17 protein-coding genes and 1 pseudogene are annotated in these 15074 nt (G+C 57.2%); 1 reads left to right on the forward strand and 17 read right to left on the reverse strand.

Features of this window, described 5'->3' with window-relative positions:
* Position 1: 1 nt before the first annotated feature.
* Complete coding sequence (locus tag HBA49_RS07080; RefSeq protein ID WP_005527300.1) at positions 2–949, reverse strand: tetratricopeptide repeat protein; 948 nt, start codon at positions 947–949, stop codon at positions 2–4.
* A gap of 136 nt (positions 950–1085) precedes the next feature.
* Positions 1086–1397, reverse strand: coding sequence for an MTH1187 family thiamine-binding protein (locus HBA49_RS07085; protein WP_005527456.1), 312 nt, complete (start codon positions 1395–1397; stop codon positions 1086–1088).
* 78 nt (positions 1398–1475) lie between these two features.
* Between HBA49_RS07085 and mce the strand changes: the two genes are divergently transcribed.
* Complete coding sequence (mce, locus tag HBA49_RS07090) at positions 1476–1931, forward strand: methylmalonyl-CoA epimerase (protein WP_005527116.1); 456 nt, start codon at positions 1476–1478, stop codon at positions 1929–1931.
* 6 nt (positions 1932–1937) lie between these two features.
* Here mce and HBA49_RS07095 read toward each other — a convergent pair whose 3' ends face one another.
* The 15 genes and pseudogenes from HBA49_RS07095 to prmC form a co-directional block, all read right to left on the reverse strand.
* Entirely contained in the window at positions 1938–2222 is a 285-nt protein-coding gene (locus HBA49_RS07095) for a hypothetical protein (RefSeq protein WP_081455704.1), read from the reverse strand.
* Between the two features lie 5 nt (positions 2223–2227).
* Positions 2228–2908 carry an endonuclease NucS gene (gene nucS, locus HBA49_RS07100; RefSeq protein WP_005523227.1) on the reverse strand — a complete coding sequence of 227 codons (681 nt, stop codon included), beginning with the start codon at positions 2906–2908 and terminating at the stop codon, positions 2228–2230.
* 73 nt (positions 2909–2981) lie between these two features.
* Entirely contained in the window at positions 2982–3425 is a 444-nt protein-coding gene (locus HBA49_RS07105; protein WP_225865996.1) for a DUF2550 domain-containing protein, read from the reverse strand.
* A gap of 275 nt (positions 3426–3700) precedes the next feature.
* Positions 3701–4072 carry a F0F1 ATP synthase subunit epsilon gene (locus tag HBA49_RS07110; protein WP_005523229.1) on the reverse strand — a complete coding sequence of 124 codons (372 nt, stop codon included), beginning with the start codon at positions 4070–4072 and terminating at the stop codon, positions 3701–3703.
* Between the two features lie 9 nt (positions 4073–4081).
* A complete protein-coding gene (gene atpD, locus HBA49_RS07115) occupies positions 4082–5527 on the reverse strand; it encodes a F0F1 ATP synthase subunit beta (protein ID WP_005523230.1) in 1446 nt (481 codons plus the stop codon).
* A gap of 3 nt (positions 5528–5530) precedes the next feature.
* Positions 5531–6514: a F0F1 ATP synthase subunit gamma gene (locus tag HBA49_RS07120; protein ID WP_005523231.1), complete on the reverse strand. Its 984-nt coding sequence runs from the start codon at positions 6512–6514 to the stop codon at positions 5531–5533.
* A gap of 56 nt (positions 6515–6570) precedes the next feature.
* Complete coding sequence (gene atpA / locus HBA49_RS07125; protein WP_005527387.1) at positions 6571–8199, reverse strand: F0F1 ATP synthase subunit alpha; 1629 nt, start codon at positions 8197–8199, stop codon at positions 6571–6573.
* A 62-nt stretch (positions 8200–8261) separates the two neighbouring features.
* Positions 8262–9080: a F0F1 ATP synthase subunit delta gene (locus tag HBA49_RS07130; protein WP_005523240.1), complete on the reverse strand. Its 819-nt coding sequence runs from the start codon at positions 9078–9080 to the stop codon at positions 8262–8264.
* Positions 9081–9086: 6 nt separating this feature from the next.
* Complete coding sequence (locus tag HBA49_RS07135; protein WP_005523241.1) at positions 9087–9650, reverse strand: F0F1 ATP synthase subunit B; 564 nt, start codon at positions 9648–9650, stop codon at positions 9087–9089.
* 37 nt (positions 9651–9687) lie between these two features.
* Complete coding sequence (locus HBA49_RS07140) at positions 9688–9933, reverse strand: ATP synthase F0 subunit C (RefSeq protein ID WP_005526963.1); 246 nt, start codon at positions 9931–9933, stop codon at positions 9688–9690.
* 66 nt (positions 9934–9999) lie between these two features.
* A complete protein-coding gene (gene atpB / locus HBA49_RS07145) occupies positions 10000–10797 on the reverse strand; it encodes a F0F1 ATP synthase subunit A (RefSeq protein ID WP_005527208.1) in 798 nt (265 codons plus the stop codon).
* Positions 10798–11518: 721 nt separating this feature from the next.
* Positions 11519–12025 (reverse strand): Cg1360 family ATP-synthase-associated protein, encoded by a 507-nt coding sequence (locus HBA49_RS07150; protein WP_005527323.1) that lies wholly within the window; start codon positions 12023–12025, stop codon positions 11519–11521.
* Between the two features lie 302 nt (positions 12026–12327).
* Positions 12328–13479 (reverse strand): annotated as a pseudogene (locus tag HBA49_RS07155) (MraY family glycosyltransferase); the annotation flags it as partial.
* On the reverse strand, positions 13480–14163 hold the full coding sequence (locus HBA49_RS07160; RefSeq protein WP_005527013.1) for an L-threonylcarbamoyladenylate synthase: 684 nt from the start codon (positions 14161–14163) through the stop codon (positions 13480–13482).
* Positions 14164–14230: 67 nt separating this feature from the next.
* On the reverse strand, positions 14231–15070 hold the full coding sequence (gene prmC / locus HBA49_RS07165) for a peptide chain release factor N(5)-glutamine methyltransferase (protein WP_005527229.1): 840 nt from the start codon (positions 15068–15070) through the stop codon (positions 14231–14233).
* Positions 15071–15074: the final 4 nt, after the last annotated feature.

Here is a 15074-nt window from a genome sequence, read left to right on the forward strand (position 1 = left end):
GTTAAAACAGGGCGCTGGCTAATTTTCCGCGAGCGGCCAGCACTCGGGGGTCGGTGGGGTCAAAAAGGGCGAAGAGTTCTAAAAGCCGATCCCGAATTTCGGGTTTCCGATCGGGCGCCGCCGCCATGAGCGCCAGCAGCCGGTCGAAAGCAGACTCGGCGTCACCAGCTGCGGCCTCCGCGTCGGCGGCGGCAAACCCCGCCGCCACATCCGTGAGATTGGCGTTAGCCTCCGCGATCGGGTCGGTGTCACCAGCATCAGTAAGCCGGCCGAGCAGGCGGGCATTATCGCGGGCGGCCCGGGCGGCGGCGTTCTTGGGGTCCTGGGCCAAAATCCCCTCGTACACACTGATGGCGGTGGCATAGTCACCTTCGGCCATGGCCTTCTCGGCGGGAATGAACCGTGGATCCTCAGGCTCCGCCGCCTCATTGTCGGCCGCCCCCGCCAACTCCTCGGCGGGAATACCGGTAAGCTGCCCAGCCACAGCATCTTTCACCGCGGCAACCCACTGGGTGAGGGCTTCTTTCGGTTGGCCGCCAGCGAAGTTAGCGATAGGCTGGCCGGCGGCAATGGCCACCACGGTGGGCAGCCCCTGCACCCCAAACATGCGGGCAATATCGGGGGTAGCATCAGCGTCGGCATACCGGAATACAAACGAATAATGACCGGCCTCGGCCAGGTCGGTGAAGTCGGCGCGTAACCGGTTGGAGTCCTCGCTGCGGGGGGTGCCAATCAACACAATGACCGGCACCTGGGCGGAACGCTTCAGCAGCTCATCCTCCACATTCTCCATGGTTAACGTGAGGGCAGCGGCCACACCCGTTCGGGTGCCTCCCGGGTTGCCGGCACCCCCCTGGGCGGCCTGGGCGCGGGCCTCCGCTTTGGCCTTCACCTCACCCAAATCGATCGCCCCGGCAATGAACCTATGGGGGGTGTTAGGAGTAGTCATGCTTCGTCAACCTCGTTTCTGCAATTCGCATCATGGACACCACACCACACTAAAGGGGCAGTTTACCGCTAAACCCCGGCGCATGCGTGGTTATTTTCGGCCACCCCCACCGCCTCGGCGTCGACAAGCTTGCATGCTAGCTGTCAGACTCAGCCAAGTGCCGCTCCACAGATTCTACCTTTGCGCGGAGCTGTCCGGTATACCCGGGGCGAATATCGGCCTTAAGCACCAACCCCACCCGCGGCGACACGGCAAGCACCGCCTCGGTGGCGCACTTCACCACGGACATGACCTCGTCCCACTCGCCCTCGATGAGGGTAAACATGGCATTGGTTTCGTTCGGCAGGCCGGATTCCCGCACAATTTTAATGGCGGCCGCAACAGCCTCACTCATCTCAGCCTGGGCGTTAGGAACTTCGGTGGGGGCAACGGAAAACGCAACAATCATAGTTCCCTATCCTAACCACGTCAGAAAAGCTCACACATTCGCCCCCATTTGGTGCCGACTGAGGTTACGATGATAGATATGAGTAATGATATTTCCGCCATTGACATCCCCCACGAGCTAGTTATTTGCCTGGACCATGTGGGTATCGCAGTCCCGGATCTGGATGCCGCAGTCGAGTTTTACCGCAGCGCTTTCGGGTGGGTGAACCATCATCAGGAAACCAACGAAGAGCAGGGTGTGACCGAGGCCATGATCGGCCCGAAGCACCTGAAGGAAACCGACGGCATGATCCAACTGTTGGCCCCGCTCAACGAGAACTCCACCATCGCTAAATTCATTGATAAAAAAGGCCCCGGCCTGCAACAAATGTGCCTGCGCACCTCCGACATTGAGGCACTCAGCAAGCACCTGACCGAGCAGGGTGTCCGACTGCTCTACCCCGCCCCGAAGGTGGGCACCGGTGGGGCAAAAATTAACTTTGTACACCCGAAAGACGCCGGCGGGGTGCTCCTGGAACTGACCCAGCCCGCCTAACGACGCTTAACGACGCTCCCAGCAGGCCTTATGCCAGTGGCGGCGGTCCTCAGCACCGCGGCCGGCATCCTTAGGCCATGCAACAATATGTGCCACGCCCGGGGGAATGTTCTGATTACACCCCGGGCATACGTATGTCTTCACCGCGGCATGCGACCCCATGGTTCGCACTAAATAAATTTCCCCCCGAGTCCAGGCCGGACCTTCCATCTCAAGCATGCCCATGAGCCCCGACCCGTCCGGTGGGAGCCGCCGCAGCGTGTCATCTAACCGCCGATTCTTCCTACCCATGAGCCTTAAAACAACCGCAATTCGTCCGATTCGATCCCGCGCAGCGCATCATAGTCAAGCACCACGCACCGTATACCCCGATCCTCAGCAAGGGTGCGGGCCTGCGGTTTGATTTCCTGGGCGGCAAAAACACCGGCCACCGGGGCCAGGATCGAATCCCGATTCAACAACTCCAGATAGCGGGTGAGCTGCTCCACCCCGTCTATACCACCCCGGCGTTTCACCTCTACCGCCACGCTGCCGCCACACTCGTCCTTGCATAAAATATCAACCGGTCCAATGGCAGTAGGATACTCCCTACGCACCAAGGTGTAACCCTCGCCCAAGGTGTCAATGTGCTCGGCCAATAGCTCCTGCAGGTGGGCCTCCACGCCGTCTTTCACCAGCCCTGGATCGTCCCCCAGCCGGTACGACAGGTCGGAATGCACCACCTCAAGGGTGATACGCAACTGCTCGCCCTTTTTATTTTCCACCACCCAATAGGCGGCATCGTCAGAATCCTCATCAATGGTTTCCGTTAGCGTGCACGGTGGGGTCATCCAATTCAATGGTTTATATGCGCGGTCATCGGCGTGAACGGACACCGAACCATCGGCTTTGACCAACAAAAGTCGGTCCGCCGAAGGCAGGTGGGCTTCCAGGCGGCCGACATAATCAACAGAGCAACGAGCAATAACTAGGCGCATGATGACTTAGACTAGTCGAAACTTAAGGGTAGGGGGCAAGGCTCGCATGGTAATTTTTATTACTCTCCGCCATCTAGATGTGCCGCATACGCCGCCGCGCCTCGCTGGGGCTCATCTTATCTAGGCGGGCATTGGGAGCGGATTCGATCCAGGACACAAAGGCCATGGTGGCGTGCTTGGACATTTGTGCCTCATAATCCTTGCCTTCATGCCGGAATTTCACGATGGGTGTGCCATCAAACAGGAAAGACGCCTCTTCCTCCGTGTAATCCCGCTGACCGTCTAAGGTGAGGTGGGATCGGTGGAAAATGACGTCTGGGAAGGGGCTGAGTGACCGGAATTGGTAGAATTTCAGCTCATTATTGGATTCGTATCGGAGGATGCCATTGCGCCAGCCATGGTTTCCCACCGCTGGTAATCGTCGTAAAGTCACATTATTGCCATTGGAGCGGAGGGTGAAAAATCGGTACGCCCCGAGGAGCACTAGGACCAAACAAAACGCCACTATAATAGCCATGAATGTGTAATACATCTTCGTACCTCATAACTCCCTTATAAGTTTCAGTCTTGCTGTAGGCTCTCACCATTGTTCTTATCTAAAACACAGAAAATGGGGTTAGTTCGGTATTCTACCCCCTAGGGGGAATTTCAGAAAATTTATCACCCTGTTACCATTTCGAGACCAACTAAAAGATTGCCCCCACGACGCAAAAGACGCCACCGGCCCCACCAGCAGCGAAGAATCACTCTCCCACTTCTGGAGGGGCCAATGGCGTAATATTTATGCGGTTATCAGGATTGCGAACTACGACGTATCGCCATGAGTTCTGCGGCACCCCGAGCATGCAGGCTTTCGTCATCGGTGTCCAGCATCGCCTGGGCGGCATCGGCATCCACCTCATCCGCCCACACCGCGTATTCGGCCAACACCGTGACCTTGTCCTTAGCAACGGACAAAAACCCGCCCTGAACCGCGGCCACCAGGGCATTGCCCTCGATGGGTCGGATAATCACGGCGCCGCTGTCACCGAGTTCGGCAAGCATGGGTTCATGGCCCGGGAGCACGCCGATCTCGCCTTCCGTGGTTTGTGCCACCACAATGCTGGCCTCACCACGCCACATCATGCGTTCCACCGACACCAATTCCACAGTAACGCTAGCCATGGCACTCCCCTACTTCTCGGTCAGCTTCTTATACGCAGCTTCCACGTCTTCGAGGCCACCCAAACCATTAAACGCCTGCTCCGGGTAGTGATCGAAATCACCATTACAGATGCGTTCGAAGGCATCAATGGTTTCCGACAGGGGCACATACGAGCCAGGAATACCGGTGAACTTCTCGGCAACGAAGAAGTTCTGGCCTAAGAACCGCTCCAGCCGACGGGCCCGCTGCACGGTAATCTTGTCCTCTTCCGACAACTCGTCCATACCCAAGATGGCGATGATGTCCTGGAGTTCCTTATTCTTTTGCAGAATATTAATCACCCGCTGCGCCACCTCATAGTGCCGCTCACCCACAATGCCGGGTTCGAGAATCCGGGACGTCGAGGTCAGCGGGTTCACGGCCGGATAGATGCCCTTGGAGGCAATGCCACGGTCCAATTCGGTGGTGGCATCCAGGTGAGCGAAGGTGGTAGCCGGCGCCGGGTCGGTGTAGTCGTCGGCGGGCACGTACACGGCCTGCAGCGAGGTAATCGACTTGCCTCGGGTGGAGGTAATGCGCTCTTGGAGCACACCCATTTCATCGGCCAGGGTGGGTTGGTAGCCCACGGCGGAGGGCATGCGGCCCAGCAGGGTGGACACCTCGGAGCCGGCCTGAGTGAACCGGAAGATGTTGTCGATGAATAACAACACGTCCTGGTGCTGCACATCCCGGAAATATTCGGCCATGGTCAGGCCGGACAGGGCTATGCGCATACGCACTCCCGGCGGCTCATCCATTTGGCCGAACACCAACGCGGTGTCCTGCAGCACGCCCATTTCTTCCATTTCGAGGAAGAGGTCGGTGCCCTCACGGGTGCGTTCGCCCACGCCAGCGAACACGGAGGTGCCGGAGAATTCCCGGGCGATACGGGTAATCATTTCCTGAATGAGCACGGTCTTGCCCACGCCAGCGCCGCCGAACAGGCCAATCTTGCCGCCCTTCACATAGGGGGTGAGCAGGTCGATGACCTTAATGCCGGTTTCCAGGATTTCGGTTTTGCCCTCCAACTGGTCGAATGGGGGCGGGTCGCGGTGGATGCCCCACTGTTCGCCGTCCCGACCAAGGCCGGGTTCGTCCAGGCAATCGCCCAGGGCGTTGAACACGTGGCCTTTCACCACATCGCCGACGGGCACGGAGATGGGGCGGCCAGAGTCGGTCACCACGGCACCCCGCACCAGGCCGTCGGTGGGCGCCATGGAGATGGTGCGCACCAGGTTATCGCCTAGGTGCTGGGCCACCTCAAGGGTAATGGTTTTTGCGACTGCTTCGAGGGTGATCTCGACAGTCAGCGCGTTATACAGTGCCGGCAGCTCGCCGCGCGGGAATTCCACGTCGACGACCGGACCAATGACGCGCACGACACGGCCGGCGACGGACGCCTGCTTCGTGTTCTGCTCTGGAAGAGCTGTGGTCATAATCTAGTCACTTTCTCCGCTTTCGGCGAGCGCGCCAGCGCCACCGACAATCTCGGTAATTTCCTGAGTAATCTGGGCCTGACGTGCCTGGTTGGCAATCCGGGAGAGGTCTTTCACCAATTCCGTGGCGTTATCGGTTGCCGACTTCATGGCGTTACGCCGGGAAGCCGACTCCGAGGCCGCCGCCTCCAAAAACATGGCAAACAGGCTGCGCGACACGTATTTGGGCAATAATGACGCAATCAGGGTATCGGCATCCGGTTCAAATTCGTAATCGGGTTCCGCATCGCTGCTGCTGGAGGCATCAAGGTAGTCCTCACCTTTCGGCAACTCTTCGGATTCGATCACGGGTTCGATTGGTAGCAATTGGTGTACTCGGGGGGTTTGGGTCAGCATGGATTCGAATTCGGTGTACACAACATGCACAGAATCGAAGCCTTGTACTGCTTTCCCCTCCGGGCCGGTCAGCCCAGGCCGATATTTGGCGGTGCCTTCACTGCTGGCGAGGAAACCATCAATGAGGTGCCGGCGCACATTATGGGTATCTTTCCACGAGGGGTCTTGAGAGAACCCGGACCATGAACCAACAAAGGGTTCGCTGCGGAAATTATAGTATCCCACACCCTTATTGCCGGAAACGTAGCGAACTACCTCATATCCGTGGTCTTCGAGGTTTTTCTCCAGCTCGGCTGCCTTTTTGAAAATGTTGTAGTTATAGCCACCGCACATGCCTCGGTCGCTGGAAATCACCAGCACCGCGGCCCGTTTTGCGTTTTCCCGTTCCCGCAGCATGGGGTGATCGAGAGAACTTGCCGACGCCAGTCGTTCCATCACATTGTGGATCTCGGTGGCGTACGGTTCGGCTGCTTCCACCTTGGCTTGTGCCTTAGTGATACGTGAGGTGGCAATGAGCTCTTGGGCCTTGGTGATCTTTTTGGTGGAATTCACCGATCGGATCCGGCTGCGTAGCTCGCGCAAACTAGCCATGGGTCACCCGCATCCTTCCGTGGTGTTGCTGGGTAAGAAGCATCGACATCATGTTCTTACTTCTTCACCTTGAGAGTTTGCTTCTTAATCTCATCCTCGGACAAGGCATCCACGTCAAGGTCGTGGACAACCGGGGTGCCGTCAGTGGTTTGGAAGCTGTGCTTAAACTCCTCGGTCTTTTCCACCAGAGTGTTCTGCGATTCTTCGGATAGCGGCTGACCGCCCTTGATTTGTTCGAACACTTCCGGGGCCTCAGCCTGCAAGTAATCCTGCAATTCAAATTCGAAGCGGCGGATGTCTACCACGGGCACGTTATCGAAGTGACCTTCGCTGGCCAACCAAATGGAGATGATTTGGTGCTCCACGGTTTGCGGGGAGTTTTCGGCCTGCTTGAGCAGTTCCACCAGGCGGGCACCGCGGTCCAGCTGGGCTTTCGACGCGGGGTCCAGGTCAGAGGCGAAGGTGGCGAAGGCTTCCAGGTCACGGTAGGCGGCCAGGTCCAGACGGAGCGAGCCGGACACCTTCTTCATGCCCTTGGTTTGGGCAGCACCGCCCACACGGGAAACGGACACACCAACGTTAATGGCGGGACGCACACCCTGGTTGAACAGGTCGGATTCCAGGAACACCTGACCGTCGGTGATAGAGATCACGTTGGTCGGGATGAAGGCGGACACGTCGTTGGCCTTGGTTTCAATGATGGGCAAAGCGGTCATGGAACCACCACCCATATCGTCGGAAAGCTTGGCGGCACGTTCCAGCAGGCGGGAGTGCAGGTAGAACACGTCACCGGGGTATGCTTCCCGGCCCGGCGGGCGACGCAGCAGCAGGGAGATAGCACGGTAGGCTTCGGCCTGCTTGGTCAGATCATCATAGATGACCAGCACGTGATATCCCTGGTACATCCAGTGTTGGCCGAGTGCCGCACCGGCGAAGGGGGCCAGCCATTTAAAGCCGGCGGAGTCGGATGCGGGGGCCGCCACGATGGTAGTGTATTCCAGGGCGCCATGATCTTCTAGGGTTTTCCGCACTGCGGCGACGGTGGAACCCTTTTGGCCGATGGCAACATAGATGCAGCGAACCTGCTTGGTTTTATCACCGCTTTCCCAGTTGGCCTTTTGGTTCAAAATGGTGTCGATACACACGGCGGTTTTGCCGGTCTTACGGTCACCAATGATAAGTTGGCGCTGACCCCGGCCAATGGGGGTCATAGCGTCGATGGCTTTAATGCCGGTTTGCATCGGCTCGCCCACGGGCTTACGCTGCAACACCGATGGTGCTTGGAGTTCCAGCACCCGGTCTTCTTCAGCCTCAATGGCACCCAAACCATCAATGGGCTGCCCCAGTGGGTTAATGACGCGGCCGAGGAATTTATCGCCGACCGGGATGGAGAGGACTTCCCCGGTTCGTTTGACCTCGTCGCCTTCTTTGAGGGTTTCGTAGTTACCTAAAATCACAACGCCGACGCGATCCGTGTCCAAGTTTTGCGCGACGCCAATAACCCCACCGGGGAACTCAAGTAGCTCATTTGCCATGACTGATGGGAGCCCAGACACCTGGGCGATGCCATCAGCCGTGGAAAGGACCACGCCGACCTCCTCACGGGAGGCCTCCGCGGAGTAGCTTGAAGTGTAGTTCGCAATCGCGCTACGGATCTCATCGGAGGAGATCGTAAGCTCCGCCATGTTCTTCCTGCTCTCGGTTGTTTCTTCCAGCAATTTCTTCTAGTTAATGTATGGTTCGTGTATTACACGAGTTGGGCGCGCAGTCGGGCGATTTTACCCGAAGTGCTGCCATCAATGACTTCATAACCGACTCGAATAATTGCACCACCAATGAGGCTGGGATCAACCTCGGTGTGCAAACTCATCGGATACGCGTAAATGCCTTCCAGCTTGGTGGCCAGTGTCTGGTGTTGTGCTTTTGTTAAAGCATTTGCCGAGGTTACAACTGCTACCTTGTGGCCGCGAAGTGCGGCGGCATACTCCGATAGGGCATTCACATCGTCGATGGCATTACGTTCAGGGCGGCCAATGACTTGCAGTGCTAAGGCTTCCGTTACCGCGGTCACCTTGCCGTACAGCACTTTTGCCAGCAGATCTCGCTTTGCGACGGGATCCGCACTCTGGTCGTCAAGCAGTAGGCTCAATTCTGGTTGTTTGAGTAGCAACCGGGACAGGCGAAAGAGTTCTTCTTCTACCTGCTCTAATTGGCCTTGGTGCTCGGCGGCCCGCAATAGTGCTCGTCGTCCCAGCGTCACCAGTCCGGTGCGCATTTCCTTCGGAGTCGACCACACCTGGCGAGCTGCCATAATGAGCAGCTCTAAGGTGTACTGGGACACTTTTCCGGCAAACACAGCAGAGACAACTTCTGCGCGCTGTTCTTCAGCCAGAGAGGCTTCGGCAATGGTGATGCGTAATGCCCGATCCCCATCGAGAAGCTCAACGACGTCAAACAGCTCAGCGCCAGTCTGTGCGGCTACGGCAACTGGCTTTTCCTTATTTTTCGACGTGGTGTCGAAATACTCGGAAACAGTTTCCAGCGCTTCGCGGCTTGCTGCGTGCATGTATGCCTACTTTCCTGCTGACTTAGCAGAGATGGAATCAAGGTCGTCGAGGAACCGATCAATACTGCCGGAGCGTTTCACGTTCTCTGACAATTGTTCCCCAACCAGAGCCTCAGCAAGACTGATGGCGTTCTGCCCCATCTCACGACGCAACTCCGCCACAACCAGCTCGCGCTGGGCAGCCAGGTGCTTTTCGCCATTTTCGATAATGCGTGCACTCTCTTCAGTTGCTTTTGCCTTCATCTCGGCTTCAATCTGCTTGCCCTTTTCTTGGGCGGCTTCGCGGATTTCGGCGGCTTCGATGCGGGCGTCGGCAAGCTTTTTGTTGTACTTTTCGAGCACAGCCTTGGCTTCATTTTGAGCTTTTTCGGCGTTTTCAATGCCACTCTTAATGAGCTCTTCTCGCTCGGCAAGTGTTTTCAAGAAACTTGGGAGCACCAGTTTCCAGAACAAAAGTCCAACAACTAAGAGTACGACGATGGACCAACCAATATCGTAGGTCGTCGGCAATAGCGGGTTAATCGCACCACTGCTACTGCCTTCGGCCAGATAACTGATCATATTCGTCATGAATCTCGTACTTTCGTGTAGTGGCAGTAAAGGTGGTTTACGTGAACATGTAACCAGCGGCCAGGCTGATTAGGGCGAGTGCCTCAACGAAAGCGATACCCAAGAACATGGTGGTACGCAGCGTACCGGCCATTTCCGGCTGCCGTGCCATACCTTCGAGCGCCTTACCGACTATGATGCCAATGCCGATGCCGGGGCCAATGGCGGCCAGACCATAGCCGATAGTTGCGATATTGCCGTGCGTAGCGGATTCAGCGGCTTGCGCAAGGATCAGTTCATTCATGAGAATGTATTTCCCTTCTAAAGTGCCCCTAAGCATTAAGGGCGATGAGTGTGTGAGTTTTTGAGGTTAGTGTTCGTCCGCATGCAGCGATAAATCGATATACACGGCCACCAGCAGGGCAAAAATATACGCTTGGAGGAAAATCACCAGACACTCAAAGAGTGTGAATGCAATACCTGCCGCCAAGGTGACTGCAGATAATGCCGTCCAACCATTCAGTTGCCAGAAGAACAGGTTGGTTGCGCTAAACAGCAACACCAGAATGATGTGCCCAACCAGCATATTGGACAACAAACGGATAGTCAGCGTAGCGGGACGCAGAATAAAGGTGGAAAGAAATTCCAGCGGAATAACAAGCAGATGGAGAGCCACCGGAAGGTTGGGAATAACCACCGAACTCTTCATGTACTTAAAAAAGCCATACCGCTTTACACCTGCATAGATGAAGGCGATATACCCAAACAAAGCCAAAATTAATGGCATACCAGCACGCGCATTGGAGGAAATGTTTAGGAATGGAATGACCGAAGAGGAATTGAGGAATAAGACAAGGAAGAAAGTGGGCACCAAAACGGCGAGGAATCGGCGGCCTTCCTTCTTACCGAGAATTTCTTCCGCAATATGAATTCGGACAAAGTCGAGCATGATCTCCGCGACGTTTTGTAAACCACTAGGAATAATCTTGGGTTTACGCATCGCCACGACGAAGAAAGTGATCATAATCGCAGCCACCAACAACCGGACCAACATAATACGGTCGAGGGAAAACCAGCCACCGGTAATGGTGTCTTCCCAAATGAATTCGTTGGCCGATTCACCCGGGAAAAACTCCCCTATTGAGGGTGCGTGAAACTCCCCCTCCAAGGATAATGTTGTAACGCTCAGCGTTCTCTCCCGTGTTCGGGCCGCAAGAATTCTAATGAAAGATTCTCACGGTGCGATGGATGTCTGTAAACTCACTGCAACCACCACGGACTCCGTCGCACATCAGCATGGCGGCCACAGGGGATTATGCTTGGAATACCCCTTGATAGGAAGCAGATATTCCTGATGAACCCACCGATTAGAATAGCAGCATAAATCCGATATTTCCCACATAATCCCCGATAAAAATCACCCCCACGATACTCACCCCACATGAACAGGCACGAACCCTAAAAAGTGACCTGGGACACAGGTAAAAACGGGGGTGATTGACTACCCCCGTTTTTTGAACTATTCACCTCAATTTTCGGCCATAACCACCCCGGGCAACCAGCCAAAGATGACTTGATCGCTACCCCATAGGGCCATAAACTTACCTTGCAATTGTGTTACAAAACCGTAATCAATTCCCTACATCACCCATCATCGCCACCCCCCTTATTCCCCACCCATTAGGGGTTAGCCTTTCGATGGAGTAGAAATTTGCTGAATGAAAATTGTCGACTCTTCCCCCACAAGTATAGTGAATGCGCCATGCTTTCATTCCCGCCCCAATCCAGAATTTAGAGCATTTGATACAGTCCGATTACGCGAATAATTGGTGGTTGCAGGCCTGCAGCTTTGGGCGTCGTCAAGCATTAATAATGCATAATTACCACATTTATGCAGATAAATATGTCACGCGGGACGTCATCACTCCGTACGCTTCGGTTACCAACACCACAATGAGCGTCATCAGCAAGGTGACGAAAAATGCCGCATGCGAGTAAAACTCCAGGTCCCGGATCAGCACAAGTACCAGGAACACCACAATGATCTTCAGCAGCCACGTGCCAAGCACCACCGCCCCAGTGGTTGTCGGCGTAGTTGATGCGGTAAACAACATGCTCACCACCGTCACCAGAAGGAATCCCCCAGCCATGGCGGCACCGATGAGTACCCCCCATATTCCCGGTAGCCCTTGGTAACCACCCCAGCTCATGAGCGAGATGATGGTCACCACCAGCAGGGCGAACGAACCCAGCCGCAATGCACGCACTAGTGGACGTCGGTGATCATCGAAATCATGCTGGTCACGTTCTTGTAGCCCTAAATCATTTTTGCTAGTCACAAACGGCAATCCTACCCAACCCCAGGGTATTCGTTGAAACCGATCGTGCCCCACCATAATTTCTACGAGGTTTCCGGAGCCTCATCTAAAGTTTCCTCACCACCCGGCATATTACGGTTCGACTTGTCATAATGTGGTGCATCATGGTTAGCCACCCTATGCGTCGCACTAGGCCGCGTCACCTCGCGGTTTACCGTCTCACCGGCTACCACAGCATGGTTCGCCACCCCGGAATCCATAGTCTCAAGAGCCGCCGGCCCGGAATCCACCACCTCGTGAGCCACCGGAACTTCCGGGGCCGTCGAAACCTCCGGGGGTGGTTTCTCCCGGTGAAGTATGTGAGGTCGGTGGCTAATCACCCGCCTGGGCCGCGGCGGCAACTCTGCCCTGGCCCGCTTCACCGGCCCGCGGGTGGCCAAGGTAGCGAAAATCAACGCCACCACAAGGCCGATGGTAGCCCACAGCGGCGGAACCATGGAATACGCAACCGCCCCCACGGCCACCACAAACACCCATGTGTACAGCAGCAACACCACATTCCGGTGCGAATGCCCCAACGTTAAAAGCCGATGGTGCAGGTGTTTTTTATCCGCGCTAAACGGCGATTGCCCTTTACGCACCCGACGCACCACCGCCATCACCAGGTCCAGCAGCGGTATCGCCACCGCCGCGAGCACCACAATGATGGGCGATAATAACGCCACCATGTCCACCGCCCCATACAGCCCCATGTTGATTTTGCCGCTCGCCGATGTTGATGCCGCAGCCAGCAGAAACCCGATGAGCATGGAGCCGGAGTCACCCATGAAAATCCGGGACGGCTCAAAATTATGTGGTAGGAAGCCGGCACACACGCCCACCAATCCTGCCGCGATGATCGCCGGCGGGTATGCGGACACCATGCCACCCTGATCGTGCAAAATCGTGAGCGAAAACAGGAGAATCGACCCGCCGGCAATCATGCCCAGACCGGCCGCTAACCCATCGAGTCCGTCCACAAAGTTAATGGCGTTAATCAAGGTCACGGTGAACAGCACCGTAATCACCACCGACCAGAATTGGTCGAGCAGCACCGTGGTGCCATCGCCGAAGGGTATATAAAGCAGCGTCCAGTTCAGCCCCAACATGCTCATGATGAGCGCACCCAAGAGTTGGCCGATGATCTTCGTGAGGGCGTCGAGCTCCCACAGGTCGTCGATAGCGCCCAGCATGACGATGATGACCGCACCACCGACAACCGCGTTCATTTCCGGGGTGATGGGTTGAAAACCGCGGGTGAGGGCCGGCAATTGGTCGGCCAGGAACACTGCCCCAATGAACCCGGTAAACATGGCCACCCCACCCATGCGAGGCTTGGGGATGGTGTGAACGTCACGGTCGCGGATTTCGGTCATCCAATTTGACCGGACCATGAGATACCGAATGACCCCGGTGGTGAGGTACGCCAGCGACAAGGCCACCAGCAGCACAAGTCCGAGTTCCCGGAGGGGGACGCCTGCACCCGCACCCATTTAGCGCGAATTCTCCGGTGTGCGGGCTGCTGGGGTGAGGGTTTCCGGGGCAACGCCAAGCACGTCGGCGATGCGGGTGGCGGGGATGGCACCCTCGCGCAAGAGCCGTGGTTGGTCGCCGGAAACATCAATGATGGAGGATGCCACCCCCACCGAGGTTTCCCCACCGTCAAGGTAAACGTTGACCTTATCGCCCAATTGTTCCTCCGCCATGGCCGCGGTTGTTGCCGGGGGCTGACCGGAAATGTTCGCGCTAGACACCGCCATGGGACCGGTTTCGCGCAATAATTCGATGGCGACGGGGTGGAGTGGCATGCGCAGCATGACCGTGCCGCGGGTGTCCCCCAGGTTCCACATCAGCGAGGGGGCTTGCGGCACCACGATTGAAAGACCACCGGGCCAGAAGGCCTCGATGAGGGTGCGAAGCTGGTCATTATAGGAATGCACCAGGCCCCGGGCGGTATCCCAACTGCCGACCAGCACCGGCACGGGCATATCCGGGCCCCGATCTTTGGCGGCCAACAGCCGGGCCACCGCGTCGTTGTCGAAGGCGTCGCACCCTAACCCATAGAGGGTGTCGGTGGGAAGTACCACGAGGCGGCCAGATTTCACGGCGCCCACGGCGGCCTTAATGCCCAGGCTACGAATTTCTCCGGTATCAGTGCAGCTATAGATCCTGCTCACAGTAGGTTTCCTTATGTCACATCGTGGTGGTTATGGTCTTCGCTTTCGCGGCTATAATTCTCACAGCTTAGTCCGTACTGTCACAAATCGCCGTCACAAACCGGGGTTGCCCCGCCCAATCCTGGTGCTGCGTTACCTGGCGCAGCCCCGCTTCTGCCACGAGCTTTACGACGTCCGGCCCGGTGGTGTCGTCGTGTTCGCAAGCGAACACTCCCCCCGGCGCGAGGAGGCGCCGGGCTGTGGGAATGAGCCGGGTGATGACGTCCATTCCGGTGTCGCCGCCGAAGACTGCCATGGGCGGGTCGGCATAAACCTCTGGTTGGAGGTCGGTGGTGTGGGGTACGTAGGGCGGGTTGGTGACTACCGCCGTCGCTTTCCCGTTCAGGTGTTCGAGTAGGGTGGGGTTGGTGGCGTCGCCGGCAATGATGGTGACGCCGAGGGGGTCGAGGTTGGTGTGGGTGTAGGTGAGTGCTTCTGGGGAGAGTTCTACCGCGTAAATGTTGGCGTCGGGGCGGGCGTGGGCGAGGTAGTCGGCGATGGCGCCGGAGCCGGTGCAGAGGTCGATGATGAGCGGGTTGGGGGTGTTGCCAAGGTGGGTGGCGACCCAGTCGGCGAGTTGTTCGGTTTCGGGTCGGGGGATGAATACTCCGGGTCCGACGGTGAGGGTGAGGGGGCCGAAGGGGGCGGTGCCGAGGATGTGTTGGAGGGGTTCTCGGTGGGCGCGCCGGCTGATGAGTTCGGCATAGTCGTGGTGGAAGGTGGCGGGGAGGTCGGTTGGTGACATGAGCCGCACGGTGAGTGGGTCGGTGCCGATGAGGTGGGCGGCGAGTGTGTGGGCGTCGTGACGTGGGGAGGCCACGCCGGCTGCTGCCAGGGTGGCCTCCGCTACGCGCAGTATTTCGTGCACGTGT

Source organism: Corynebacterium matruchotii (genome assembly GCF_011612265.2).
Taxonomy (GTDB): Bacteria; Actinomycetota; Actinomycetes; order Mycobacteriales; family Mycobacteriaceae; genus Corynebacterium; species Corynebacterium matruchotii.